Below are 25030 nucleotides of genomic sequence, written 5' to 3'. Positions count from 1 at the left end.
TGGCGCGGAACGGTTTGTGGGTTTTTAACGCCTTGTGAACGCGGCTGAACGGGCGCAGCATGCAGCGCCCCTACGGTCTAACATGTGTGACCCCCCTGAAAATTCAGCAACAATGCCCCTTGGTCGTCAATTTGATTAACTCCCAACGTAGGGTGAGGGGGCCAGTGCGGAGTCGTGGTCAGGCGCAGAAGTTACTCTTTGGCAAACTGCTGACAAACGCCTCCAGACTCAAAACGTAGGGGCGCTGCATGCTGCGCCCGTCAATTAACTCAGTTGAAACCGGTTGGCGGGTTGGCGTTCTGCCAAGCGTTTGAGCAGCATATTGAGCAGCACTCCGTACATCGGCAGGAAGAACACCAGGCAGATCAGCACTTTGAAGCTGTAATCCACCAGCGCGATTTCCACCCAGTTGGCGGCCATAAAGGGATCGCTGCTTTTGTAGAAGGCGATAAAGAAGAAGGCCAAGGTATCGCTGATATTGCCCAGGAACATGGCCGCGGCGGGGGCAACCCACCAGGCGCTGCGTTGGCGTAGGCGGTTGAACACCTGCACGTCCAGGATCTGGCCCAGTACGTAGGCCATAAAGCTGGCGGCGGCGATACGCGCCACAAACAGGTTGAAGCTGGTCAAGGCGGCAAAACCCTGCCACTCGCCCTGGAAAGTGACGGTGGAGATCACATAGGAGATAAACAGCGCCGGGACCATCACGGCAAGGATAATCCTGCGTGCCAGCGGGGCACCGAAGATCCGCACGGTCAGGTCAGTGGCCAGGAAGATAAACGGAAAAGTGAAGGCACCCCAGGTGGTGTGAAAGCCGAAAATGCTGATCGGCAACTGCACCAGGTAGTTGCTGGAAGTTATGATGGCGATGTGGAATAGCGATAGCCAGACCAACGCGATTAAGCGTTGTCGATCGGTAAACGAATACATAATGTAGCCTTTTTGAGTGTGGGGTGAGGGAACCCATTGTTAACTGCGCGGCGACATGGTACGCGTTTGGGCATTCAATGCAATGGTTAAATTTAACGCAAACGTTAACGTATCTTGCGCAGAAAAACTACCGGCGTAAACTAGCGGGTAATCAGATCCGGCGAGGGTTCGCCGATCGTTTTAGATCGAGAGAGATGTATGACTGACATTTTTGCCCAGGCAGACCAGACGCTAGACGCTCTGGGGCTGCGCTGTCCGGAACCGGTCATGATGGTGCGCAAAACCGTGCGCCATATGGATAACGGTAAAACCTTGCTGATTATCGCCGACGATCCGGCCACCACCCGCGACATCCCGGGCTTTTGCCGCTTTATGGAACATACGCTGGTGGCCCAGGAAACCGAGCAGGCCCCGTATCGCTATCTGCTGCGCAAAGGGCTCGAGAGTTAATCACCAAGCGGTTGCTTAACGTTTCTGCAGTATCTGCCGTGCGTCCTGTGCGCTCGCGTGTAACGCCAACCCACTAAAATCCTCTGGGCGATAATAATGCGCCGGGGCTGGCAAGTTGTGCATGGAATCCCCTGGCCAGAGTTGCAGCTCCGCCAGTTTCGCCAGCGTTAATCCCTCAATCTGTAGCGGCAACGTCAGGCGTTGCGGAGCGGCATACTCGAAGGGAGGCTGATTGGGCAGGCGATTGCTGCTGGTGGTGTAATCCCGTTTTAAGACTAAAAATTTCTCCGGTACTCGGCGGTGGCTGTCCCACCAGTCGCCGTCAATGCCGTCAAACTGCCGCTGGGTTTCGGTGATCGAAACGGCGCCAAGCTGGTGCAATGCCTCGGGTAGCAGTGTCTCCATTGCGCTGTTGTAACTGGCAACGGATACCGCGCGCCCTTGCAAGATAGCGTCGATCGCCAACCTTGCCCCTAGCAGGTTGGAATACAAATCCTCTGGCGTAAAGGCCGAAATCTCTTCAGGAAATCCGGGCACAGATTGGTAGCCATACCACTGTGCCACTTCATGCCATGCCGCCATCTGGAAGGCGAGTTCCCCGGCTAGATAAGCCGCTAACGTATAGCGTTGGGCAGCTTCTTGCGGTGGGGTGAAGGCGTTCTGTTGTATACGACGCTTTGCCAATTCCGGGCCAAGATCGAGTGTCCATTGCTGGCCCAGCTTAGGCAACAGCTGGCTGAACAGGAACAGGGTATTGTCGGCGGTATCGCGAACGTGAGCGATGTCGATAAATCCCCCACGATAGGTGTAGACCAATCCCAATTGTTCACTGCCCAAGCCCATCAAGTTGCCGACGGCATTGAAAGCGCTGTCATTATAGTGATGTGCGCCAAGGCGATCGGCGTCTACGACGTTACCCAATTGATAAAACGGCACCGGGATGCCTAACGCCTGTACTTTGAGGTTATAGCCAAAGGCGCAGCAAGGGCGCAAACCATCCGGCGGCGAGAGTGGCTTGGTCACCGGCCAGGCAAGAGGACTCTGGCGGGTTGGTTGCGAGGCGATCAGCGTTTCCAGAGCCTTGGCTGGCAGTATGGGGCTAAGCAGCAGCAAAAATATCAGCGCAACAAAACGCATTAAAAAGCTTCTCCTACCTGAAAATAAAACCCGCTACTTTCACGCCCGACCCCAAAATCGAGCCGTACGTTCATCCGCGGTTTGAATTCAAAACGGTAGCCAGCCCCCACCGTCGGCAACCAAGGCCCTTGGCCTAGATCACGGCTTTTGCGGCTTAGGGTTCCGGCTCCTGCCCAAAGAACATAACCGTGCCGCCAGTTCAATTTGCGGCGATATTCAACCTGGCCGCTGAACGTATTCCTGTCGCGATAACGTCCTTGGTAATAGCCTCGCATCCGTTTGTCGTCACCCAGTTCAGATAATCTGTCCCAGGGGACATCGCCAGTGGTCAGACGGCTGTAGACATCAAGTGCCAATACGCTCTTCTCACTCAGACTGTAATAGGCGTTGTATTGGCCTTCAAGGGTATTAAAGCGGCTATCGCCGCCCAATTCTGGCGCGAAATAGGTGTCGCTCAGGCTGAGAAACTGGCCACGGCTGGCATTAGAAACGAAATCACGCGTATCGTAGCTTAACGAGCCACTGATCCCTGAACTGATCGATGAGGTACCCGCTGCTTGAGCTTTGAACAGGCTGCTCTCTCCCCCATCGGGATCGCTGGCGTGCGTTGAAGAAAAATCCCAGCCAACTCCCGCGTAGGTGGCATTGGCAATACGATACAGCACCTCTGGCGCTATCTGGAAAGATTGCTGGGTATATTTCTCCTTATTGCCGTCGTGACGCCCGGCTTGATAACCGGTGCCCCAGAAATAGGTGGGCATATTATTCAGGGAGCCGCTGGCAAAGAAGCGCCATTGGTCGTTAGCGAAAAAGCTGTAGTTTTCAAAGCCAACGCCGAAGGCACCGGTACTGCTGAAAAAGCCCTTTAGCGCCAGCGTCGAATTTTGGCTGACGCTATCAAGGCTGTCTGGCCGGTACATGCCCACGACCGCGGTGCCGATGCCAAGACCGAGTTCTGGGGTATAAAACGGGCCGGGCAACACACCCCAATCGATGGTTTTACTGCTGTCGAAATGATTGTCTGAACCCAGAGGGGCTAGCATCCCATCAACTTGCTGACGTGACAGCAAAGCGGCATGGGCACAGGACAGCAGAGCGAGCAGGGGCAGCGTCAGGTAGCGGAGCGGTATCGCCATCAGAAGCGATATTCACCTGAGACCATAAAGCTGTTGCGTTGGCTAAAGCCAAATTCGGTCAACAGGTTGAAATGCTGCGTGATCTCATATTGTGCACCCAGCAGCACATTCCAAGGTGATTGCAGATGCTGCTTCACGTCGAAACGGCCTTCTCCTTTCTGATTGGCGATGGCGATCAGGGGCTGAAGCGCTGCGGGCATCTGCAAATCAGACAGGCTGCCTCTGAACTCCTGCTGCACATCCTGGTACATGCTGCCGACCCACAGGTTCAGATTGCTTTGGCCTTGGATACCGGGCACCTGGAAGCGGTAGCCGACACGGGGTGTCACCGTCAGTGCGGAAATTTGGCCGTCCAGGATATTGAAGCTGGTACGGGTATAGTTGGTATCGAGCGTGGTGAACCAGTTCTCATAGCCCCCGGCTAGCGTGACGCCTGCACCGTAAGTGGTGCCTTTAAAATCGAGCTTGAAGTCCAGATCGCGCAGTTGCCCGCTTTGGTTCAGGCTGTGCACGGCAGAAGCGATGATACGATCCAGTCCTTTGTATTTACTGGGATCGGCGTCCACTGAGACCTGAGATAACGAACTGCCTTTGGTATGCCCAACAATGCCGTAAACGTTGAGGAACGGGAGTAGCCAGGTGTCCAGACGCATGGTTTCCGTTTTGCTCTGTTCGCGGGTTTTGCCAACGCCGATGTTGAACAAATCCGACGGAATGGCGAGCGATCCCAGGCCTAGTCCGGAAAAATTGATACTCTCGACATCGATATTCTGCCGTATGTTCATGTAGTTGACGCCAATACCAAATGGCTCTGGCAGTTCATAGCCGCGGGCTCGAGCCTCATCCCCCCAAATTGGCAACATACGATGTTCTGGCTGGGGCTCTGTCGTTGGTGCGTTATGTTGGGCGGTTGGCATCGCCGCACCTTGGGTGAAGGGTGGGCGTTTTGCTTCATCAATGAGCTGTGCGGTATCGGCGGCATCAGGCTGTTGCGCCAGAGCCAGGGAAGGAATGAAGCTAACGACGATCAGATTCAGGATGTTATAAGAATGCAGTGGTTTCATTAACTCGACCATTACCCTGATAAATTCATAGAATTTATAGGTATGTAGTGTAAAGGTGCTTGGAGAATATATTAAAGTCCTGTGGCTTATAGGGGCATTAAGTGCGTCTTGGTCGTGCTATTTTTCAGGTAAGAACGTCAGGGCACAGTGGGTTGCGCCCTGACGATAGAATGGTCTTACTGACGTTTTTTCAACAGCCGTAAGGCGTTGGCGGTCACCAGCGCGGTTGCCCCAGAGTCTGCCAATACGGCCAACCACAGGCCGGTCATCCCCAGCAGGGTGGTGACCAGGAAAATCGCTTTCAGCCCAAGCGCAATGGTAATGTTCTGGCGAATATTGGCGTGTGTAGCGCGGGAGATGCGGATCATCTCGGCAACGCCGGTCAACCGGTTGTGCGTCAGCGCGGCATCCGCCGTTTCCAATGCCACGTCGGTACCGCTCCCCATCGCAATGCCAATGTTGGCGGCCTTCATCGCTGGGGCATCGTTGATACCGTCGCCGATCATGGCGGTGGGTTGCAACTTGCTCAGCTCGGTTACCGCGTTCACTTTGTCTTCCGGCATTAACCCGGCGCGGTAATCGATCCCCAATTCATTGGCAATGGCGGCCGCTGCGCGTGGGTTATCACCCGTGAGCATCACGCCACGAACGCCTAACTGCGCCAACTCGGCAATCGCCTGCTTAGCGTCGCTACGCAAGGTGTCACGCAACGCCAGCAAACCGATAGGCTGCCCGTCCTCTAACACCACCACTGCGGTTTTACCCGCCGTTTCCAGCGTCTCTACCTGGCTGCGCCATTCGCTGCTCAACTGGCTTTCCGTCAACTTGCCCGGAGCGCTGATCAGGATAGTTTTACCGTCAACCTTCCCCTCAACCCCGATACCCGCCAGAGCCCGGCGGCCTTCGGCCAGTGGCAATGCGGCGCCGTTTTCCGCTGCGCGGTTGACGATCGCCTGTGCCAATGGGTGGTGTGAACCCGCTTCGACAGCCGCTGCGATGGCCAGCAGTTGCTGCTCGCTGAGGCCGGCTGCCGGCAGCACGTCGGTCACCGTCGGTTTGCCTTCGGTCAGCGTACCGGTTTTGTCGAACGCGATGGTCTGCACTTGGCCCAACTGTTCCAATGCCGCACCGCCTTTAATCAGCGCACCTCGGCGTGTGGCCGCCGCAAGGCCAGAGGTAATGGCCGCTGGCGTAGAGATCACCAAGGCACACGGACAACCGATCAGCAGCAAGGTCAGACCCCGGTAGATCCACATCTCCCAAGGTTCGGCAAACAGCAGCGGTGGCACCAGGATCACCGCCACGGCCAGCAGCATGATCGCCGGGGTGTAGTAACGGCTGAAGCGATCGAGGAAGCGTTCAATCGGTGCCCGACGCTCTTCGGCCTCTTCAATCAGTTGCAGGATACGGTCAATGGCATTTTTGCCCGGCTCGGAGGTGACCTTCATCTGCGCGGCCTGATCGACGGACAGGCTGCCAGCGGCCACTTTCTGACCCTGTTGGCGCTCTACCGGCACGGATTCACCGGTTAAAGCGCTTTCGTCAAAGCTGGCGAACGGGTTTAGCAATTCGGCATCGGCAGGCAAGCGGCCACCGGGCGCGATCTCTATCACGTCACCGGGGCGTAGGCTGGCCACCGGCACGCGTTTACGTACGCTGCCCTGGATAAGCAGAGCATCTTCCGGCACCAGTTCCATCAATGCCTTCACGCCACGGCGTGCACGATTGGCCGCGTAGGATTCCAGCAGTTCCCCCACCATAAACAACAGCAGTACCATGGCCGCTTCGGCGGTGGCACCGATAAACAGCGCACCGATGGCGGCAACGCTCATCAGGGTTTCTATGGCGAATGGAGTGCCTGACCGAATCAGCCGCAAGGCTTTGCTGGCAATCGGCACCAGGCCGACCAAGGTGGTGGCGATAAAGGCAATTTCGCCCAGCCGTGGGTTGAAGAAGTCGAGAACCCAACTGAGTACCATCAGCGCGGAGAGCAGTATCAGAGGGCCGTACTCACCAAACCGGGAGGCTTCCGGCTCATCGCCTTGTGCCGCCGGGGTAGTTCCCAACAGGGTAAAGCCAGCCTGTTTTACCGCGTCCTGGATCCGCATGCTGACGTCGGATTGGGCATCCACCACCAGTTTTTCCGTGGCAAACAGCACGCGAGCGCTGTCGACGCCGGGGATCGACGTCACGGCATTTTCGATTTTCTTGGCACAACTAGGGCAATCCATGCCGGTGACTTTCCAACTGAAACGCTGGCTGCCGGAAGGGGGAACGGCAGCCAGCCTGTCGCTTTCCTCATCCGGGTCGTCGGGGCCATCGCTACTGCAACAGCTGGTGCCGTGCTCATGGGCCGCTTGATGGTCATGGGCAGCAGTTGCTCCCACCGGTTTTTTTTCAGTGCTACAGCCATGCTGGGTTTTGGCGTGGTCATGACTACAGCCACAGCCGTGATCGTGACTATGTTCTTGATGCTGATGCTCTTGGTGATTATGTGGTTTATGAGTCTGCATAGCGCCCCCTTCAGGCAATCCAATATCATCTCAACCAGCACTCTACACCTTGGAGCTGACTCCAGAGTCAAGCGCGATATGAGAATTATTGTTAATTGTAGGGGGGCTACGGATCCGGTTGCCCGAACCCGTAGCCTGCCATTACAGATATAGCGAGCGGACGATGAGGAAATGCCCGGAGAAGTAGCAGAAGGCGAGCACGGCATCTGCCGCGCGGAAGGTAAAGCGGTAGCGGTTCAGCAGCCAGACGATATTGGCCAACAGCAGCAGCGAGGTACCCGCCAGCAATGAGAAGCCAAAGTCGGTACTGCGCAGGAAATATTGTTCCCCCGCCAGCCACACCATCAGCAGCGTCATGGCGACCAACGTAGCGATCGGCCAGCGCATCTCTTCCAAGCGGCTCCAGATGATGGCCAGCAGCAGCGCGCCAATTATCAGCAGCACCAGCGGCAAGGGCCAGAACAGGCTGAAGGTCATCTGGCTGGCAAAGCTCAGGGTATACAGCAGGTGTGAGAGGAAGAAAGCGCCGATGGCGTAAAGCACCCGCTCACGTGGCAACAGCAGCAAGGCGTCACCCGCCAACGTTGCCAACAGGCCCAAAACGATCAGGTAACCCGCAGGGCCCAATACCGGAGCCTGCCAGGCCAATAACAGCAACAGCAGCAAGGTGACCGGTTTAAACACCCAGCGCTGCCAGCGCGGGCCGCGGTAAGAGGCATCAACGAACAACCAACCGGAAAAAAATACGGCAAGGAACGGCCAACTCATATGTCTTCCTTATTTATGATAGGAGCCGGGATAACCAACTCCAGGTTGTCACTTTCTCAGTGTAAGCAGCGCGCGTGGGTTCGACAATGCTTTCTTCTGAATGCTATGTTTACGCGGTTTTAGGCGTGAATGAAATTCGCCGGGTAAAAAAAGGAAAACCGTCAATGAGTAAGCCACCGTTGTTCTTTGTTGCCGTGATCGCGCTGATTGCGGTGTTGGCGACTCGCCAATACCTCAATAAACGCCGCCAGGATGCGGATAATGACCGCCAGCCGGTGCGTACATTACAGGTGGAGGTCAGCGCCAAGCGTGAGTTCCCCTCGCCGAATCGTCGTTCGCGGCAGCGGGAAAATATCGTGGTGGAAGATATGCGTTACGAAGTGTACTTCCGTCCGTTGACGGGCGGCAGCGAGATCAAAATACCGTTGCCGCAGCAGCAATATAATCAGATAGATAAAGGCGCTCAGGGCACGCTGAGCCTGCAGGGCACCCGCTTTATCTCCTTCACGGCACAAAAATCGTAGGGGCGCCGCATGCTGCGCCCGTTAAAAGGCTATTTTTTCTTCAGTGGCGGCTGCTTTTTCTGCCAGTCCAGCAGCTCAAACACGCCAAAAATAAAGATCTTGGTTTCCAGCCAGCGGCTGATGGGCTGATCTTTCGGTTGGGTGGATTTCAGTAACACCAGCTGTAGGCCGTGCATCACTACCATAAAGAACAAGGCTACGTTGATGAAGTAGGTTAGCGGCTTGGGGTATGGGTGAAACAGGTTGGTGAGCAGAAAGCCCCACACGCACAGCATCAGCAGACGGCCCAGATTAATCAGCATGTTCGGTTTTCTCTTCAAGAGTGCGGAGATAAAGGCGGTAGGCTACCTGGCCGGCGACCTTCTCGCGGTGTAGTGTCCAGGTCGCAGGAACATCGGTGGCGGCGCTTTCGGCTTCGGCCTCGACGTAAATCCAGGCCTCGTTCGCTAACCAGCCCTGTTGTTCCAATAGCGTGACGGTATCGGCCAGCAACCCTTTGCGGAACGGGGGATCGAGAAACACCACGTCAAAAGGTTGCCCGTTGCCTGCCAGCCAGGTCAAAGCGTTGGTATTCACGACGCTGCCATTGCCTTGCAACAGCGCCAGGTTTTTCCCCAGCTGTTGGGCTACTGACCGTTCGTATTCCAGCAGCGTGGCGCTTTCGGCATAGCGCGACAAGGCTTCCAACCCCAACGCACCGCTACCTGCGAAGCAGTCCAGACAGCGAGCCCCTCGGATCACCGGGGCTAACCAGTTGAACAAGGTTTCGCGTACGCGGTCGGTGGTTGGCCGCAGCCCTTCGCTGTTGGGCACCGGCAGTTTGCGCCCGCGCCATTGGCCGCCGATGATGCGGATCTGGCCAGCGGAGGCCGTCTGCGGTTTTTTGAGCGCGCCGTGCGGTGGTTGTTTTGCCATAAAGAGTCTTAATCAGTTGCGGGGTTAACGAAAAGTTACCGCTATTCTATACCCAATCGTTAATAAGTTGCAGCCCGGAGGCGATGGGGCGCAGTGTAGGCCGGGGGGACAGCAAAACTACCTCTATGAAAGCATTGCCGATGCGTGTTGCTGTGCCGGGGAAAGTGATAGACTCGGCGAATTAATTTTTCGCATTTGCAAGCCATTGGTACGGAGTAGGGTCAGAACATGGCAAAAGATAAAAAACGTGGGTTTTTCTCCTGGCTGGGCTTCGGCCAGAAGGAAGAAGAGCAGCAACAACCTGAATCTGCCGTAGAACCGGCGGAACAGCAGGCCGCAGAAACCCCGGCTGCCCCCAAACTGGACGATAAGCTTCCTCCCCAGGAATCTGCACCAGCCGCCACCAAAGATACCCCAGGGGAGTGGGATAGCAGCCTGAGCGGCGAGCCTATCACCGAAAATATCCTGCCGCTGGATGAACACCATGCTGAGCCGGTGGCGATCGAAGAAGTCACCGTAGCGCAACAGCCTGACGCGCAAGTAGAAGAACCCGAGCTGATTGAAGCGGTAATCGAAGTGCCTGCTGAGATTATCGAGCCAGAGCCGGAAGTGATTGAAGCGGTAATCGAAACGCCTGCCCAAATTATCGAACCTGAGCCAGAAGTGATTGAAGCGGTAATCGAAGCGCCTGCCGAGATTATCGAACCTGAGCCAGAGGTGATTGAAGCGGTTATCGAAGTGCCTGCCGAGATTATCGAGCCTGAGCCAGCGGTGATTGAAGAGGTTATCGAGCCAGAACTGGAACCTGAACAGCCTGAACTGCTGGCTCCGGCGGTAACGCAAGAGCAAGAGCGCCCTAGCAAAGAAGGCTTCTTCGCCCGTCTTAAACGCAGCCTGCTGAAAACCAAACAGAACCTGGGCTCCGGTTTTATCGGCCTGTTCCGCGGCAAGAAGATCGACGACGATCTGTTCGAAGAGCTGGAAGAACAGCTGTTAATCGCCGACGTTGGTGTAGAAACCACTCGTAAAATCATTGAGTCTCTTACTCTGCACGCCAGCCGTAAGCAGCTGAAAGACGCCGAATCGCTGTATGGCAAACTGAAAGAAGAGATGGCGGAAATTCTCGCCAAGGTGGATCAGCCACTGGATGTCGGTGGCAAAACGCCGTTCGTGATCCTGATGGTTGGCGTCAACGGCGTGGGTAAAACCACCACCATCGGCAAGCTGGCGCGTCAGTTCCAGGCAGAAGGTAAATCGGTGATGCTGGCCGCAGGCGACACTTTCCGCGCCGCAGCGGTTGAGCAGTTGCAGGTCTGGGGCGAACGTAACCGCATTCCGGTCATCGCTCAGCATACCGGTGCCGACTCCGCTTCGGTGATCTTCGACGCGGTGCAGGCGGCTAAAGCCCGTAATATCGATGTGCTGATCGCCGACACTGCCGGTCGCCTGCAGAACAAGGCGCACCTGATGGAAGAGCTGAAGAAGATCGTGCGGGTGATGAAAAAACTGGACGAGCAGGCCCCCCATGAGGTTATGCTGACTCTGGATGCCAGCACCGGACAAAATGCGGTTAACCAGGCGAAATTATTTAATGAAGCCGTGGGCCTGACCGGCATAACGCTGACTAAACTGGACGGTACAGCCAAAGGCGGGGTGATCTTCTCCATCGCCGATCAGTTTACTATCCCGATCCGTTACATCGGCGTTGGTGAAGGCATCGAAGATTTGCGGCCGTTTAAGGCTGATGACTTTATTGAGGCACTTTTTGCCCGAGAGGATTGATACGGATGATTCGCTTTGAACAGGTCAGTAAAGCTTATCTGGGCGGACGGCAAGCCCTGCAGGGGGTAGATTTTCATCTACGTCCGGCGGAGATGGCGTTTCTGACCGGCCATTCCGGCGCGGGGAAAAGTACCCTGCTGAAACTGATTTGTGGGATTGAGCGGCCAAGCGCCGGTCATATCTGGTTTGGCGGGCATGACATCAGCCGGTTGAAAAACCGCGAGGTGCCTTTCCTGCGCCGCCAGATCGGCATGATTTTCCAGGATCACCATCTGCTGCTGGATCGTACGGTGTATGACAACGTGGCGATGCCGCTGGTCATCGCCGGAGCCAGTACCGAAGATATCCGTCGCCGCGTTTCGGCTGCGCTGGACAAGGTCGGGCTGCTGGATAAAGCGAAGAACTTCCCCATTCAGCTGTCCGGTGGTGAGCAGCAACGCGTTGGCATTGCCCGCGCGGTGGTGAACAAGCCAGCGGTGCTGTTGGCGGATGAACCGACCGGTAACCTGGACGACGCCCTGTCGGAAGGGATCCTGCGCCTGTTTGAAGAGTTTAACCGCGTTGGGGTGACGGTGCTGATGGCAACCCACGACACCGGGCTGATCGCCCGGCGCAATTACCGCATCCTGACGCTGAGCCAGGGCCGTATGGTAGGGGGGGCACAGCATGGCGAATAATGCAAAAACCGCCAAGAGCAAGGCACTGCGCGGTGGCTGGCGTGAACAGTGGCGCTATGCCTGGATGAACGCCATTGCCGATATGCTGCGCCAACCGCTGGCAACGCTGCTGACCGTGATGGTCATCGCCATTTCTCTGACGCTGCCGAGCGTTTGCTACATCGTCTGGAAGAACGTCAGTACCGCGGCGACACAGTGGTACCCAACGCCACAGCTGACGGTGTATCTGGATAAATCCCTCGACGATGACGCGGCGGTCAAAGTACTGGATGCCATCAAGGCCGAGGCCGGGGTGGAGAAGGTGAACTATCTGTCGCGTGAAGAGGCGCGGGGCGAGTTCCGCAACTGGTCTGGCTTTGGTGGCGCGCTGGATATGCTGGAAGAAAACCCGCTGCCAGCCGTGGCGATTGTCACGCCGCAGATGAGTTTCCAGAGTTCCGATACGCTCACCACCCTGCGCGATCGCGTAGCGGCGGTGCAGGGCGTGGATGAAGTCAGGATGGACGACAGCTGGTTTGCCCGCCTGGCGGCGCTGACCGGATTGGTGGGCCAAGTGGCCTTGATGATCGGCATACTGATGGTGGTTGCGGTGTTCCTGGTGATTGGTAACAGCGTGCGTCTGAGCATCTTCAGCCGTCGCGATACCATCAACGTGATGAAGTTGATCGGTGCTACCGACGGCTTTATCCTGCGGCCGTTCCTCAACGGTGGTGCAATGCTCGGCTTCTTCGGCGCGCTGTTGTCGCTGGTTCTATCTGGCGCACTGGTGTGGAAGCTGGAGTCGGTGGTGACCAACGTGGCGAAGGTATTTGGCACCACCTTTACCCTGCATGGCCTGGGTTGGGATGAGGCGCTGTTGCTGCTGCTGATTTCGGCGATGATCGGCTGGATTGCCGCCTGGTTGGCCACCGTGCAACATTTACGCCGATTTACACCACAATAGTGAATTTTTGGTATACTCTTCTCCTGCTGCGGCCCGGTTGCCGTGCTGCGGGAGAAGAGCTGCCAGACCTCAACATCTCCGATCTCTTCTCAAACGCACAAATTCCCAATCAACCTGAGCTTGCATGACGTATTGTCGTGTGCACTGTGTGTGAAAAACGGTGAACTTTTGGGGTTGAGCACGGTCCAAATCTGCAGCAAATGTTTAGGTGCCCGGCGTGTGGACCCGCTTTTGCAACAGCAACTGCCGCAAGATCAATAGCTCCCCGCCGTGAAATCACCTGCATGACCAGTTTTATCAAGAGAGGGTTTTGAATGACCAAAGAAATGCGCACTTTAGCCTTAGTCCCACAGGGCAGCTTGGAAGCCTACCTGCGGGCAGCCAACACCTATCCGATGCTGACGGCAGAGGAAGAGCGGGAACTGGCTGAACGGCTGCATTATCAGGGCGATCTGGAAGCAGCTAAGCAGCTCATCCTGTCTCACCTGCGCTTTGTCGCTCATATTGCCCGTAACTATTCAGGGTACGGTTTGCCGGTGGCAGATCTTATCCAGGAAGGTAATATCGGCCTGATGAAGGCTGTGCGTCGCTTCAACCCAGAGGTTGGCGTACGTCTGGTGTCCTTTGCGGTGCATTGGATCAAGGCAGAAATTCACGAATACGTGCTGCGCAACTGGCGTATCGTCAAAGTGGCGACCACCAAGGCACAGCGCAAGCTGTTCTTCAACCTGCGTAAAACCAAGCAGCGTCTGGGCTGGTTCAATCAGGATGAAGTGGAGCTGGTCGCGCGCGAGCTGGGTGTCACCAGCAAAGACGTGCGTGAGATGGAGTCGCGCATGGCGGCACAGGACATGACCTTTGACCCAACGCCGGAAGACGAAGGGCGTGACGGTCATGCCATGGCCCCGATGCTCTACCTGCAAGATAAAAGCTCGGACTTTGCCGAAGGGATCGAAGAAGATAACTGGGAAAGCAACGCCGCAGACAAACTGGCCTACGCGCTGGAAGGTCTGGACGAGCGTAGCCAGCATATCATTCGAGCCCGTTGGTTGGACGACGACAACAAGTCCACCCTGCAGGAGCTGGCCGATCAGTACGGCGTTTCCGCCGAGCGTGTACGCCAGTTGGAAAAGAACGCCATGAAGAAACTGAAGATGGCGATCGAAGCCTGATACCGATAGCGCTTAACGCTCGAAAAGCCCGGCTTGCCGGGCTTTTCTGTTTTTGTCACACGGCTTCTTACCTGCTCACTACGTAGGTAGGTGCGCTGCATACTGCGCCCGCTTAGAACTTTTTTACCCCTTACCCCAGCCCTCTCCCACTGTATGCCCGAGGGCGTCATAAACACTTGTGTGGGGGAGAGGGACCTAGCCTGGAGCCTCAGTTAGATGCAGGAGATAACTTGTAGCACGCTAATACCTGCTTCTGTGGGGAAGGGGGCGATAGGGGGGCAGCAGAACAAACTCAGAGATTAATTTGTGGCACGGGCGGTCCCCTCTCCCTGTGGGCTGTCTCTTGATCAGATCTCCTGATCAAGAGACTTCGCCAGTTTATACCCTTCGACGATGTCCTGAAGCTTGAACCATGCCTCTCACATCACCACCCATCCCGCTCGTCCCGTTCGTTTACTGTCATACCAACGCCCCAGCTTTGCCAGATTCAGGTACGCCCACTTCAGGCTCGGTGGCGTCTTTGGCAAGGTTTTACCTTCCTGTTTCACCCACAGCAGCTTCCATTCTAGTGGACTCAGTACCCGTTCACAGCTTTCATTGAGCGTTTCTTCACTCAACCCGCCCTGGCGTAAGGCCAACACACGTACCGCTATAAAGCTCAGGATCACGATCATTCGCTCCAGATTATCTCGCGTTTGCATCCGCAACTGTTCCACCTGCGTTCCACCGCTTTTCCAGGCTTTATGGTATTCCTCTATCAACCAGCGACGCTCGTAGTAGCTGATAATGACCCGAGCCTCTTCTGCTGAAGTAACTTTTTCTGATGTCAGAAGATGCCAGCATGCTCCCTCTTCAGCTTCTTCACGACAGCAGATATATGTCAGCGGGACACTGTTCTCTTCTGACGTACTCCCCGGCATTTTGAGTTCGACCGAGCTATAGCGGATACTCATTTGTGCCTCACGCGCAGCACGCCCGCCTTTCTGAACCACATTTAGTAGATAACTGCCTGCTTCTGTTAGTGTTTCTGGCAACTCCAACAGTTTTTTATCCTGTCCACTCAGCAACCGGTTCTGAGCCGCCCTAACGACGAAGCGCTGTCTATTTTTCGTTTTATAATCAAGGTAATGCCAGATGTCCGCTTCTCGATCACAGACGGAGATAACTTTTGCTTGTGTGTCACCGAGCCGCTGTGCCGTTCGTTCAGATGCCTGTTGCCATTTGTAACTCTCTTTTTCTTCATAAGGCACGTGTTTACGTTGGTGTTTTTTACCGTATTCATTAGCCTCACGACTCCAACGATGTTGGTCGATAAGTCCCAGGAACTGTGCGGCATCGGGAGCATAAAGCAGGACGGAGTGAGCGAGTAGACCATGAGTATTCTTGCTGGTTGTGGTGTTCCCCAACTCGTCATACGCGGTGGTATGGGCGAAGTTAATAGAGGTCGTATCTTCCAGTGCAAGGAGCAGCGTGTGTGTATGAGCAGCGTTTGCCGTCGCATTGAAGCCCGCCTCGGCAATGGCGTCGGGTGAGACATTGGGGTTGCGGATCAGACGATAAGCCCCTTCAACTTCAGCGGCGGTTTGGGATGATTTCACAATAGAAAGTCCTGTTTTTTTAGCCAACGAGGCAGTGAATTTGACGAGACGCTGAGTTCGCCGATAGTCGCCAAGTTGAGCGAGACCAAAAGTCTCGTTAGCCCATGAATAGCAATCAGAAAGCACCATACTAAAAACCGAAGAAGAGGAGAATATAAAGAGAGATCAACAGACGGGGAGAAAGTTCAAAAACTCCCCGGCGTTTGCGCCGGGGAAATGTGTATAAGAGACAGCCCTGTGGGAGAGGGTTAGGGTGAGGGGGCGGTTCACTAGTTGGCTGCGGTATCAAACTCCGGTGCCGGGCAGTTGTAGCCAAACTTGGTTCCCCACTCAAATTGGGTGCCGTTCTTGATATAACGCTGATACAGCGCCCGGCCGGTCTTGGCGTCGCGGGCTATCACCCAACCAGCGGCATTACACAGCACGGCAGCGTAGGCCTGGCTTTTCGGTGGCAGCAGATCGGCGGCCTTTTGCGCCAGATCCACCGCCTGCCAGCGGTAATGCAGGAAACGGTTATCCGCGTCTGGCAACGATTTCTTGGCCCGCGCCGCTTCCGCCGCGCTGATCCAACTCTTGTCTTTGATATCCTTGGTGTTGAAAGCATCTCCCAGATAGGAATACCCCGCGCCATAAATATTGTAATCCGGCGTCATTTCGTAACCGGTGAAATCCAACCCCTGCGAACGCAACAGCGCCGCCGCCTGATAGTAGCTTTTGGCGCGTGCGTTCTTATCTGCCGATTTATCCTTCGCCGCTTTCATCAGGTTGGCAAAGTCCTGCGCCGCTTGGCGGTAGTTCGGAATGGCAAAGTAGTTCACCGCCTCCTCATAGCGGCCAGCGCGCATCATGCGCCGTGCCAGCAATTCACGCAGTTGAACCTCTTGGCTGATCCGCTCGCCATTGTATTCGTCAGGTTTGACCGGCTTGAGCGGCGTGGTCGGCGCTGGTGCATGCTTATCCACAAAGCCTTTCAGCTCATCGACCGTCAGCACCCGCTCGGCGATATCCGCCACGTCTGCCCAGTAGTTTTCTTTACCGCGATACATCAGGTCCATCGCTTGCAAATAGTCGCCACGGTTCAGCGCCAGAATGGCCTGCTCGCCGGCAACTCGGCAATCCGGCACGATCATTTCGGCTGCGAAGTCTTCGTTACGCTGCTCCCCCCAGCTTTCATCCGTAGGGAATGCGGCTGCGGCTTTGGCATAGGCGGCAGTGGCGGCTTTCACATCACCATCACGCAGGGCCATTTTGGCACGTAACCACCAGGCTAAACCGCCATCACCCGCATTTTTCAGCAGGTTGGCCGCCATGGCATATTGCCCGGAACGATAGGCCAGCGCCGCCAGCCGGTCGCTACCGGTGAAACCACTTTTAACCGAGTCATTCAGCAGCGTCAGGGTCTGATTGACAAGCTGTTTGGCGCCGGTCTCACCGTTAATGATGCCGGACATCTCCAGGTTACTGCTGCGGGCGAACAGCTCAATGGTGACCAACTGCTGCACCAACGGATCGTGAATGGCCTGTTTTAACGCCTCCACATGCTGCGGGTTGACCAGATAGGTGGAGATATACTGCAGCGAGAGGCCACCATCGGGATCGCCTTGGGCGGCCTGCTGAGCATATAGCTGTGCCGCCGGAGCGATTTCCCCGAGCCACAAATGAATACGTGCTTGCTGGCCCAGGCTACTCAGAGCCAGTTGATCGGGATCGGCGGTGCCACTTTTCACCTGGTCGATCACCTGTTGGAAGGCGGCCAAGGCCTGCTCAAGCTGTGCTTTCTCCGGATGTTTCACCACCGGCTCGCTACCGGATTCGTTTTCCGGCGTGCCATGATCGCCCATCAGCAGGCGGCCAAGCGAGTATTGTGCCCGTAACCCCCATGCTTCCTGCTCGGCGGCTGGCAACGCCAACACCTGCTGGAAATATTGCGACGCCCGGGGATCTTCTGCGGCAAAAGCCACTGCCCCCAGCGTATATAAGCGCGCGGCATTAGATAGCCCTTGCGCATTCACCGCGTCGGCTTCTTCAACGGTCTGGGTTGCCCGCATCTGGGCAATGGCTTGCTGTTCCGGCGAGAGGGGCATTGGTTTTGGCGGTGTCGCCGGAGCCGGGGCCTGCCAGCGTGGCAGCTGCGGGTCTACCGGCACCAGACGGGTGGCTTCGAAAGCGAAGTTGCCCTCAGGCATATACAGCAGGGTGCCGTTGCGGTTAACCAGCAGGCGGTTGGGGAAGTCTGGCCCACAGGCCTGGCCGCTCAGCGGCACCAGCAATGCCGCAGCGATCAGTGATGCTAACGGGAGCGCACGGCGACGGTGCCCTGTTGTGTGCAAATCAAGGTATGACATGGGTGCCTCCTGGCGTGATCTGTTGGCAGCGTAGCCAGCCCAAGGGGCGTGATTGCCCTGCTCGTAGCTGATCGCCGCTAATGCGGATAAAGCGTTGGGGGTCCGATAGCGTTGCCAACTGGTAATGGCCTACCGCGTCGGCGGCCAGGCAACCTTCGGCCTGAATGTGGATCTCACGCGGTAACGGGGCATCCACCGGTCCCTGATTCTCGATAATCAAATCATACAGCCCATTTTGCTGTGGCTGCGGCAAAAATTTTACCTGCCAGTTGGCGAGCAATGGCTGCTGTTGGATCACTGCCCGTAGCGTAGCCATCGACCAGGCGCGGCGATCGTTTTCCAGCGGCAGGCGGAACCAGATAATGCCGCGCAGATGTGGCAGTGGGCGTTGTGCGAGCTGCTGCAAGAAATCGGCAACCTGCTGCGGTGCTACGGTCAGCTCCTGAATCTTGCCCGCCACGCGCTGCGAGACTTCGCTCTCAACCAGAGCCCCCTGGGCATCGAATCCTAGCAGAGCCATGCCGTAGGCTGGCAGGGCGATACGGAAGGGTTTAGGGCTAAGGCGCGCGTACTGGCGTGTCCACTCCTGCGCCAACCGGCCGTCGAATAAACCTTGTGTGGGGGAGAGCACCGCATGCACCTGAAGCACCGAGCTGTCTACCTGTTGCAGTACGCCAGGCAGCGCTGGGGAGCCGATCCAGGCGGGCAGGGCGGTGATGCCTAGCTGTAATGAAGAGGGAAGCCGTTGGCGCAGTTGGCGCAGGAATTGTTGATATTTGGGTAGCCGTGCGGTAGCGGCGTCATGGTCGATCTCCACGCCAATCACCGGTAAACCGGCCTCCTGCCAGCGTTGCAGCTGTTGCTGCAGACGTGCATAGATGGCGGCCTCATCCAACTGCATCAGTTGCCCGTCTACCCGCACTACCAGCCATAGCGGGCGGCCATCCTGTTTCAGCAGGGCGGTATTGACCGTGATGTCCCGGAAACCCTCACGGGGATGCACCTGCAAACCCAACACGCGCAGGGTAGTAAACAGGTCACGGCTGGCAGCCAGCGCCTCGGCATGTTGAGGTGTCCACACCCTTTGCCAAACGTAGGCCTGCTGATCCCAAGGCTGATGAAGATTCATTGCCTGGTAGCGCCCTGCAAACCAGGCCATGACTGCGAGCAGCATAATGACGATCAGAGCTATCCAACGTTTCATTTTTGCCAGCAATCGCCCTGAGCCTGGAAGCCGCAGGCACGCATAAAGTTGCCGACCTCGCCTCGTTCACGTGCGGCCAACCCGGCAGTATTCAGTTGCCAATGTTGCACCTGTGGTAATTGGCGTTGGGTATCTTCCATCAGATACAGCCCCACGCCACGGCGGCGCGTCACTTCGCGCACCAGCAGATCGTGCAATTGGGCGCTCTGGCCCGCTATCTCGATTTTTACCGCCCCCAGCAGCCGCTCGTTAAAGCGGGCGGCAAACAGTGCTTTACCCTCTTCCAGCCAGCTTAGCCACTGCTCAGGCTGTTGATGTGGCCAGATTTTACCAAGGTCGATAAGGTCTTGTGGGGACAAGCTGGTCAAGCGTTCAATGGTCAGTTTCATGCCGGATTTCCGCACCGATAAGGGATGTCGACAGTGTAATGGATCTTGCACAGAGCGTTGTGTAAGTTTTTCTATACGAGGCCTGCGTGAAATGTTTTTTGCTGCGGGCATTTTCCGAGTAAACGATTGGTTAACGAGGTGTTAACCAGCATATCGCGCTGTTCCTTGCGCTAAACGGCGCAGATTTAATCCGGATTTTATCCTGTTTACACCGCTTGTTTCTGGTGCTGTGAGTTGCTTTGCAGAAGAAAACTCCTGTTTAATGGCATGAAAAATAAAGTCTTATTAGAAAATATTGTCGCGAATCTACCTAAATCATTATTACTTATAGATAAAAGCGATTTACCGGCGTTTTGCAAGCCACAGTCAGTTGGCCGTTACTTGCAATCTGCCGGGTAGAAACAATGATTAGGTGTGACAAATACAACAGAAACACTCACAACGACAGATGGGGAATATGCGGATGAAATTAACAAAGGGTAAAGCGCTGCTGGCCGGTTGTATCGCGATGGCTATCGGCCATGTCGCTGTGGCAAAAGACATCAAGATTGCCGTAGTGGGCGCCATGTCCGGCCCGGTGGCGCAGTATGGTGATATGGAGTTCACCGGTGCGCGTCAGGCGATTGCCGATATCAACGCCAAAGGCGGGATCAAGGGCGATAAGCTGGTGGCGGTAGAGTATGACGATGCCTGTGACCCGAAACAGGCGGTAGCGGTAGCCAACAAGGTCATCAATGACGGTATTCGTTACGTGATCGGCCACCTGTGCTCTTCTTCGACCCAGCCGGCCTCCGACATCTATGAAGATGAAGGCGTGATTATGATCACCCCGGCGGCGACCAACGCCGATCTGACCACCCGTGGTTACAAGATGATCCTGCGCACCACTGGCCTGGATTCCGATCAAGGCCCAACGGCTGCCAGCTATATCCTCAACGAAATCAAGCCCAAGCGCATCGCTGTGGTCCACGACAAGCAGCAATACGGTGAAGGCCTGGCGCGTTCAGTGCGTGACAGCCTGAAAAAGCAGGGTACCGACGTAGTGCTGTTTGAAGGTATCACCGCTGGGGATAAAGATTTCTCTACCTTGGTAGCTCGTCTGAAGAAAGAAAACGTCGATTTCGTCTATTTCGGCGGTTACTACCCGGAGATGGGGCAGATCCTGCGTCAGGCCAAACAGGCGGGCATGACTACTCGCTTCATGGGGCCAGAAGGTGTGGGTAACTCCTCGCTGTCCAACATCGCCGGTGCCGCGTCTGAAGGCATGCTGGTGACGCTGCCAAAACGTTACGATCAGGTGCCAGCCAACCAGCCGGTGGTTGATGCATTAAAAGCCAAGAAGCTGGATCCGACAGGGCCATTTGTCTGGACCACCTATGCAGCACTGCAATCGCTGGTCACCGGGATGGAGCGCAGCGGTAGCCAGGAACCGGCAGATATCGTCAAAGATCTGAAAACCGGCCAACCGGTGGCAACCGTCATGGGCCCACTGAGCTGGGATGATAAAGGCGATCTGAAAGGCTTCGAGTTCGGGGTGTTTGAATGGCATGCCGACGGCTCATCAACGCCGATAAAATAAGCCAGTTTAAGGTGGCCTCTGCATTTTTTGGGCGCGGAGGACACCTTGACAGCAAAATCTACAAACCGGGTATTCCCGGTGCCTGCAACGTCAGCAGGCCGTTGGGCCGCTCTTTGTCGGCCAGTACAACACCTTAGAAGGTCAGAGTATGTCAGAGCAGTTTCTCTATTTTCTGCAGCAGATGTTCAACGGCGTGACGCTGGGCAGCACCTATGCATTGATCGCCATCGGTTACACCATGGTCTACGGCATTATCGGCATGATCAACTTCGCCCACGGCGAGGTATATATGATCGGCAGCTATGTCTCCTTTATCGTGATCGCCGCCCTGATGATGATCGGCATCGACGTGGGTTGGCTGCTGATCGGCGCAGCGTTCCTGGTGTCGATCGTGATTGCCAGCGCCTATGGCTGGAGCATCGAACGGGTGGCCTACAAACCGGTGCGCAGCTCCAAGCGCCTGATTGCGCTGATCTCCGCCATCGGGATGTCGATATTCCTGCAAAACTACGTCAGCCTGACGCAGGGTTCGCGTGATGTGGCGCTGCCAAGCCTGGTCACCGGCCAATGGGTGTTGGGTGAGAGCAACGGCTTTGCCGCGACCATCAGCACCATGCAGCTCATCATCTGGGTGGTCACCTTCCTGGCGATGCTGGCACTGACGATGTTTATCCGTTATTCGCGAATGGGCCGCGCCTGCCGTGCCTGTGCGGAAGATTTGAAGATGGCCAGCCTGCTGGGTATCAATACCGACCGGGTGATTTCGCTCACCTTCGTGATCGGCGCGGTAATGGCGGCGGTGGCGGGTGTGCTGCTCGGCCAGTTCTACGGCGTGATCAACCCTTACATCGGCTTTATGGCCGGGATGAAAGCCTTCACCGCGGCGGTACTGGGCGGGATTGGCAGCATTCCTGGGGCGATGATCGGCGGGCTGGTGCTGGGCGTGGCTGAAGCGCTCACCTCGGCCTATCTGAGCACCGAATACAAAGACGCGGTGTCCTTCGCCTTGCTGATTGTGGTGTTGCTGGTGATGCCAACCGGTATCCTTGGGCGTCCGGAGGTTGAGAAAGTATGAAACTCGGTCTGCTTAACGCCTGTATTGCCACGGTCGTCCTGTTTGTCATGGCCTCCTTCCTGATGGGGATGCAACTGAGCCTCGACGGTACCAAGCTGGTGGTGCACGGTGCTGCCGAAGTGCGCTGGATGTGGATTGGTATCGGTTGTGTGGTGGTGTTCTTCTTCCAACTGCTGCGTCCGCTGATGCAGCATGGGATGAAGAAAATCTCCGGCCCGTCGTTTGTATTACCCAGCTTTGACGGTTCCACAATGCGCCAGAAGGTGCTGGCAGCGGCGATCATCATTGCCGCCGTCGTCTGGCCGTTCCTGGTGTCGCGCGGCACGGTAGATATTGCCACCCTGACGCTGATCTACGTGATGCTGGGGCTGGGCCTGAACGTGGTGGTCGGCCTTTCCGGCCTGTTAGTGCTGGGTTACGGCGGCTTTTACGCCATCGGTGCTTATACCTACGCATTGCTGAACCATTACTACGGCCTGGGGTTCTGGGAAAGCCTGCCGCTGGCGGGAATTGTCACCGCTATCTTCGGCTTCCTGCTTGGTTTCCCGGTATTACGCCTGCGGGGAGACTATCTGGCGATCGTCACGCTCGGCTTTGGTGAAATCGTCCGTATTCTGCTGCTGAACAACACCGAAATTACCGGCGGGCCGAACGGCATCAGCCAGATCCCGAAACCTACCTTTTTTGGTCTGGAGTTTAACCGCAGTGCTCGCGATGGCGGCTGGGATACCTTCCATAACTTCTTTGGCCTGAAATATGATCCCAGTGATCGCATAGTGTTCCTCTACCTGGTAGCGCTGCTGCTGGTGATATTGACGCTGTTTGTGATTAACCGCCTGCTGCGCATGCCGCTGGGCCGTGCCTGGGAAGCGTTGCGCGAAGATGAAATTGCTTGCCGTTCACTGGGCTTGAGCCCGACCAAAATCAAACTGACCGCCTTCACCATCAGTGCCGCCTTTGCCGGTTTCGCCGGTACGCTGTTTGCCGCACGTCAGGGGTTTGTCAGCCCGGAATCCTTCACCTTTGTGGAGTCGGCCTTTGTGCTGGCGATCGTGGTGTTGGGCGGCATGGGCTCACAGTTTGCGGTGATCCTGGCGGCGATCCTGCTGGTAGTGTCCCGTGAGATGATGCGCGATCTGAATGAATACAGCATGTTGCTGCTGGGGGCGCTGATGGTCTTGATGATGATTTGGCGGCCACAGGGGCTGCTGCCGATGAAACGCCCGCAGTTGAAGCTGAAAGTGGCTGATATCAAAGCCGTGAAGGGGGAGCAGGCATGAGTACTCAACCTTTACTGGCGGTCGCCGGGCTTTCGATGCGTTTTGGCGGTTTGCTGGCGGTAAACAACGTCGCGCTGGAACTGCATCAAGGTGAGATTGTTTCGTTGATTGGCCCGAACGGCGCAGGCAAGACCACGGTGTTCAACTGCCTGACCGGGTTCTATCGCCCGACCAGCGGCACCATCAAACTGCGCGATCGCCATCTGGAAGGGCTTTCAGGCCAGACTATCGCCCGCATGGGCGTGGTACGTACCTTCCAGCACGTGCGGTTGTTCCGTGAAATGACGGTGATTGAAAACCTGCTGGTGGCCCAACATCAGCATCTGAAAAGTGGCGTGTTTGCCGGTTTGCTGAAAACCCCGGCGTTCCGCCGTGCAGAGGCCGATGCGCTTGAGCGTGCGGCGGTGTGGCTGGAGCGTGTGGGTCTTTTAGACATGGCTAACCGTTCGGCGGGTAATCTGGCCTATGGCCAGCAGCGTCGGCTGGAGATCGCCCGCTGCATGGTAACGCGCCCGGAACTATTGATGCTGGATGAACCGGCGGCGGGCCTGAACCCGAAAGAAACCGATGAGCTGGATCATCTGATCGTCGAGCTGCGTGACCAGCACCAGGTATCGGTGCTGTTGATTGAGCACGATATGAAACTGGTGATGGGGATTTCCGATCGCATCTACGTGGTGAATCAGGGAACGCCGTTGGCACAAGGCTCACCGGCAGAAATCCGCAATAACCCGGACGTGATCCGGGCCTATCTGGGCGAATAAGCATATGTTGTCATTTAATCAGGTTTCCGCCCATTACGGCAAAATTCAGGCGCTGCACCAGGTCAGCCTGAACATTCAACAGGGGGAGATTGTCACCCTGATCGGCGCCAACGGTGCTGGTAAAACCACCCTGCTCGGCACGCTATGCGGCGACCCAAGGGCCAGCGAAGGGACCATCACCTTGATGGATCAGGACATCACTCAGTGGCAGACAGCGCGCATCATGCGCGAGGCCGTGGCGATCGTACCGGAAGGGCGGCGGGTGTTCTCACGCATGACGGTGGAAGAGAACTTGGCGATGGGCGGTTTCTTTGCCGATCGCGAGCAGTATCATCAACGTATCGAGCGGGTATTTACCCTGTTTCCACGTCTGCTGGAGCGCCGCAGCCAGCGCTCTGGCACTATGTCCGGCGGTGAGCAGCAGATGCTGGCGATTGGCCGTGCGCTGATGAGCCAGCCAAAGTTGCTGCTGTTGGACGAGCCTTCACTCGGGCTGGCCCCCATCATCATCCAGCAGATTTTCGACATCATCCAACAGCTGCGCGAAGAGGGGATGACCATCTTCCTGGTGGAACAAAACGCCAATCAGGCACTAAAACTGGCGGATCGTGGTTATGTGCTGGAAAACGGGCGCGTGGTGTTGGAAGATACGGGGGCCGCATTATTAGCAAACGAAGCAGTACGGTCGGCGTATTTGGGCGGATGAATCGGTAGGGATCGAACATGTTCGACCCGGCTGCCTATCAGGGTGTACCAGAACGTGTTGCGCCCATATTTTAACGATT

At 56.3% G+C, this 25030-nt stretch carries 22 protein-coding genes and 1 pseudogene; 11 read left to right on the top strand and 12 right to left on the bottom strand.

The window, feature by feature from the left end; translation table 11 throughout:
* Positions 1-264 precede the first annotated feature (264 nt).
* Entirely contained in the window at positions 265-930 is a 666-nt protein-coding gene (locus D9980_RS18570; RefSeq protein WP_024484648.1) for a 7-cyano-7-deazaguanine/7-aminomethyl-7-deazaguanine transporter, read from the bottom strand.
* 198 nt (positions 931-1128) lie between these two features.
* On the opposite strand from D9980_RS18570, the gene tusA reads away from it, so the two are divergent.
* Positions 1129-1380 carry a sulfurtransferase TusA gene (gene tusA, locus D9980_RS18565; RefSeq protein ID WP_024484647.1) on the top strand — a complete coding sequence of 84 codons (252 nt, stop codon included), beginning with the start codon at positions 1129-1131 and terminating at the stop codon, positions 1378-1380.
* Positions 1381-1395: 15 nt separating this feature from the next.
* Here the strand turns inward: tusA and D9980_RS18560 are convergent, their stop codons facing one another.
* From D9980_RS18560 to D9980_RS18540, 5 genes are all read right to left on the bottom strand, one after another.
* On the bottom strand, positions 1396-2517 hold the full coding sequence (locus tag D9980_RS18560) for a DUF4056 domain-containing protein (protein ID WP_121608081.1): 1122 nt from the start codon (positions 2515-2517) through the stop codon (positions 1396-1398).
* A complete protein-coding gene (locus D9980_RS18555; RefSeq protein WP_121608080.1) occupies positions 2517-3653 on the bottom strand; it encodes a BamA/TamA family outer membrane protein in 1137 nt (378 codons plus the stop codon). The genes D9980_RS18560 and D9980_RS18555 overlap by 1 nt, the downstream gene beginning before the upstream one ends.
* Positions 3653-4570, bottom strand: a complete 918-nt coding sequence (locus D9980_RS18550) for a hypothetical protein (RefSeq protein WP_237735553.1) — start codon at positions 4568-4570, stop codon at positions 3653-3655. Before D9980_RS18550 ends, D9980_RS18555 begins: the two co-directional genes overlap by 1 nt.
* 323 nt (positions 4571-4893) lie before the next feature.
* Positions 4894-7230 carry a zinc/cadmium/mercury/lead-transporting ATPase gene (locus tag D9980_RS18545; RefSeq protein WP_121608078.1) on the bottom strand — a complete coding sequence of 779 codons (2337 nt, stop codon included), beginning with the start codon at positions 7228-7230 and terminating at the stop codon, positions 4894-4896.
* Between the two features lie 141 nt (positions 7231-7371).
* Positions 7372-7998 (bottom strand): lysoplasmalogenase, encoded by a 627-nt coding sequence (locus D9980_RS18540; protein ID WP_121608077.1) that lies wholly within the window; start codon positions 7996-7998, stop codon positions 7372-7374.
* A gap of 164 nt (positions 7999-8162) precedes the next feature.
* On the opposite strand from D9980_RS18540, the gene D9980_RS18535 reads away from it, so the two are divergent.
* The gene (locus tag D9980_RS18535; RefSeq protein ID WP_021181509.1) at positions 8163-8522 is read left to right on the top strand and encodes a DUF2500 domain-containing protein; all 360 of its coding nucleotides are present in this window, start codon (positions 8163-8165) and stop codon (positions 8520-8522) included.
* Between the two features lie 29 nt (positions 8523-8551).
* On the opposite strand, the gene D9980_RS18530 is transcribed toward D9980_RS18535, so the two are convergent.
* The gene (locus D9980_RS18530) at positions 8552-8824 is read right to left on the bottom strand and encodes a DUF1145 family protein (RefSeq protein WP_021181508.1); all 273 of its coding nucleotides are present in this window, start codon (positions 8822-8824) and stop codon (positions 8552-8554) included.
* Positions 8814-9437: a 16S rRNA (guanine(966)-N(2))-methyltransferase gene (gene rsmD / locus D9980_RS18525; RefSeq protein ID WP_121608076.1), complete on the bottom strand. Its 624-nt coding sequence runs from the start codon at positions 9435-9437 to the stop codon at positions 8814-8816. Before rsmD ends, D9980_RS18530 begins: the two co-directional genes overlap by 11 nt.
* A 228-nt stretch (positions 9438-9665) precedes the next feature.
* Between rsmD and ftsY the strand changes: the two genes are divergently transcribed.
* From ftsY to rpoH, 4 genes are all read left to right on the top strand, one after another.
* A complete protein-coding gene (ftsY, locus tag D9980_RS18520) occupies positions 9666-11219 on the top strand; it encodes a signal recognition particle-docking protein FtsY (RefSeq protein ID WP_121608075.1) in 1554 nt (517 codons plus the stop codon).
* 5 nt (positions 11220-11224) lie between these two features.
* Positions 11225-11896: a cell division ATP-binding protein FtsE gene (ftsE, locus tag D9980_RS18515; RefSeq protein WP_021181505.1), complete on the top strand. Its 672-nt coding sequence runs from the start codon at positions 11225-11227 to the stop codon at positions 11894-11896.
* The gene (gene ftsX / locus D9980_RS18510) at positions 11886-12839 is read left to right on the top strand and encodes a permease-like cell division protein FtsX (RefSeq protein WP_024484638.1); all 954 of its coding nucleotides are present in this window, start codon (positions 11886-11888) and stop codon (positions 12837-12839) included. Before ftsE ends, ftsX begins: the two co-directional genes overlap by 11 nt.
* Before the next feature lie 314 nt (positions 12840-13153).
* Positions 13154-14011 carry an RNA polymerase sigma factor RpoH gene (rpoH, locus tag D9980_RS18505; protein ID WP_021181503.1) on the top strand — a complete coding sequence of 286 codons (858 nt, stop codon included), beginning with the start codon at positions 13154-13156 and terminating at the stop codon, positions 14009-14011.
* 347 nt (positions 14012-14358) lie between these two features.
* Here rpoH and D9980_RS18500 read toward each other — a convergent pair.
* From D9980_RS18500 to panM, 4 genes and pseudogenes are all read right to left on the bottom strand, one after another.
* Positions 14359-15738, bottom strand: a pseudogene (locus tag D9980_RS18500) (IS4 family transposase).
* A 140-nt stretch (positions 15739-15878) separates the two neighbouring features.
* The gene (locus tag D9980_RS18495; protein WP_121608074.1) at positions 15879-17954 is read right to left on the bottom strand and encodes a hypothetical protein; all 2076 of its coding nucleotides are present in this window, start codon (positions 17952-17954) and stop codon (positions 15879-15881) included.
* Positions 17941-19158 carry a DUF3142 domain-containing protein gene (locus D9980_RS18490; RefSeq protein WP_121608073.1) on the bottom strand — a complete coding sequence of 406 codons (1218 nt, stop codon included), beginning with the start codon at positions 19156-19158 and terminating at the stop codon, positions 17941-17943. Before D9980_RS18490 ends, D9980_RS18495 begins: the two co-directional genes overlap by 14 nt.
* Positions 19155-19547, bottom strand: coding sequence for an aspartate 1-decarboxylase autocleavage activator PanM (panM, locus tag D9980_RS18485; RefSeq protein ID WP_121608072.1), 393 nt, complete (start codon positions 19545-19547; stop codon positions 19155-19157). The genes D9980_RS18490 and panM overlap by 4 nt, the downstream gene beginning before the upstream one ends.
* 463 nt (positions 19548-20010) lie before the next feature.
* Here panM and D9980_RS18480 point away from each other — a divergent pair, with 463 nt between their 5' ends.
* The 5 genes from D9980_RS18480 (at position 20011) to livF (ending at position 24951) form a co-directional block, all read left to right on the top strand.
* Positions 20011-21126 (top strand): branched-chain amino acid ABC transporter substrate-binding protein, encoded by a 1116-nt coding sequence (locus tag D9980_RS18480; protein ID WP_024484634.1) that lies wholly within the window; start codon positions 20011-20013, stop codon positions 21124-21126.
* A 148-nt stretch (positions 21127-21274) separates the two neighbouring features.
* Complete coding sequence (livH, locus tag D9980_RS18475) at positions 21275-22201, top strand: high-affinity branched-chain amino acid ABC transporter permease LivH (RefSeq protein WP_024484633.1); 927 nt, start codon at positions 21275-21277, stop codon at positions 22199-22201.
* Positions 22198-23481, top strand: coding sequence for a high-affinity branched-chain amino acid ABC transporter permease LivM (locus D9980_RS18470; RefSeq protein ID WP_024484632.1), 1284 nt, complete (start codon positions 22198-22200; stop codon positions 23479-23481). Before livH ends, D9980_RS18470 begins: the two co-directional genes overlap by 4 nt.
* A complete protein-coding gene (livG, locus tag D9980_RS18465) occupies positions 23478-24245 on the top strand; it encodes a high-affinity branched-chain amino acid ABC transporter ATP-binding protein LivG (protein ID WP_121608071.1) in 768 nt (255 codons plus the stop codon). The genes D9980_RS18470 and livG overlap by 4 nt, the downstream gene beginning before the upstream one ends.
* 4 nt (positions 24246-24249) lie before the next feature.
* Positions 24250-24951, top strand: a complete 702-nt coding sequence (livF, locus tag D9980_RS18460; protein ID WP_121608070.1) for a high-affinity branched-chain amino acid ABC transporter ATP-binding protein LivF — start codon at positions 24250-24252, stop codon at positions 24949-24951.
* Positions 24952-25030 lie beyond the last annotated feature (79 nt).

This window comes from Serratia sp. 3ACOL1, assembly GCF_003668775.1.
GTDB lineage: Bacteria > Pseudomonadota > Gammaproteobacteria > Enterobacterales > Enterobacteriaceae > Chania > Chania fonticola.
The sequence above is the reverse complement of the archived record's forward strand: the minus strand, read 5'-3'. Positions and strand labels throughout refer to the sequence as shown.

Excerpts from the sequence above, each read along its gene's own strand:
- rpoH (WP_021181503.1), top strand. The coding sequence starts at position 13,154 with ATGACCAAAGAAATGCGCACTTTAGCCTTAGTCCCACAGGGCAGCTTG.
- livG (WP_121608071.1), top strand. The coding sequence starts at position 23,478 with ATGAGTACTCAACCTTTACTGGCGGTCGCCGGGCTTTCGATGCGTTTT.
- ftsE (WP_021181505.1), top strand. The coding sequence starts at position 11,225 with ATGATTCGCTTTGAACAGGTCAGTAAAGCTTATCTGGGCGGACGGCAA.
- tusA (WP_024484647.1), top strand. The coding sequence starts at position 1,129 with ATGACTGACATTTTTGCCCAGGCAGACCAGACGCTAGACGCTCTGGGG.
- D9980_RS18480 (WP_024484634.1), top strand. The coding sequence starts at position 20,011 with ATGAAATTAACAAAGGGTAAAGCGCTGCTGGCCGGTTGTATCGCGATG.
- D9980_RS18530 (WP_021181508.1), bottom strand. The coding sequence starts at position 8,824 with ATGCTGATTAATCTGGGCCGTCTGCTGATGCTGTGCGTGTGGGGCTTT.
- D9980_RS18540 (WP_121608077.1), bottom strand. The coding sequence starts at position 7,998 with ATGAGTTGGCCGTTCCTTGCCGTATTTTTTTCCGGTTGGTTGTTCGTT.
- D9980_RS18495 (WP_121608074.1), bottom strand. The coding sequence starts at position 17,954 with ATGTCATACCTTGATTTGCACACAACAGGGCACCGTCGCCGTGCGCTC.
- livF (WP_121608070.1), top strand. The coding sequence starts at position 24,250 with ATGTTGTCATTTAATCAGGTTTCCGCCCATTACGGCAAAATTCAGGCG.
- D9980_RS18490 (WP_121608073.1), bottom strand. The coding sequence starts at position 19,158 with ATGAAACGTTGGATAGCTCTGATCGTCATTATGCTGCTCGCAGTCATG.
- ftsY (WP_121608075.1), top strand. The coding sequence starts at position 9,666 with ATGGCAAAAGATAAAAAACGTGGGTTTTTCTCCTGGCTGGGCTTCGGC.
- ftsX (WP_024484638.1), top strand. The coding sequence starts at position 11,886 with ATGGCGAATAATGCAAAAACCGCCAAGAGCAAGGCACTGCGCGGTGGC.
- panM (WP_121608072.1), bottom strand. The coding sequence starts at position 19,547 with ATGAAACTGACCATTGAACGCTTGACCAGCTTGTCCCCACAAGACCTT.
- D9980_RS18550 (WP_237735553.1), bottom strand. The coding sequence starts at position 4,570 with ATGCCAACCGCCCAACATAACGCACCAACGACAGAGCCCCAGCCAGAA.
- D9980_RS18560 (WP_121608081.1), bottom strand. The coding sequence starts at position 2,517 with ATGCGTTTTGTTGCGCTGATATTTTTGCTGCTGCTTAGCCCCATACTG.
- D9980_RS18555 (WP_121608080.1), bottom strand. The coding sequence starts at position 3,653 with ATGGCGATACCGCTCCGCTACCTGACGCTGCCCCTGCTCGCTCTGCTG.
- D9980_RS18535 (WP_021181509.1), top strand. The coding sequence starts at position 8,163 with ATGAGTAAGCCACCGTTGTTCTTTGTTGCCGTGATCGCGCTGATTGCG.
- D9980_RS18545 (WP_121608078.1), bottom strand. The coding sequence starts at position 7,230 with ATGCAGACTCATAAACCACATAATCACCAAGAGCATCAGCATCAAGAA.
- livH (WP_024484633.1), top strand. The coding sequence starts at position 21,275 with ATGTCAGAGCAGTTTCTCTATTTTCTGCAGCAGATGTTCAACGGCGTG.
- D9980_RS18470 (WP_024484632.1), top strand. The coding sequence starts at position 22,198 with ATGAAACTCGGTCTGCTTAACGCCTGTATTGCCACGGTCGTCCTGTTT.
- rsmD (WP_121608076.1), bottom strand. The coding sequence starts at position 9,437 with ATGGCAAAACAACCACCGCACGGCGCGCTCAAAAAACCGCAGACGGCC.
- D9980_RS18570 (WP_024484648.1), bottom strand. The coding sequence starts at position 930 with ATGTATTCGTTTACCGATCGACAACGCTTAATCGCGTTGGTCTGGCTA.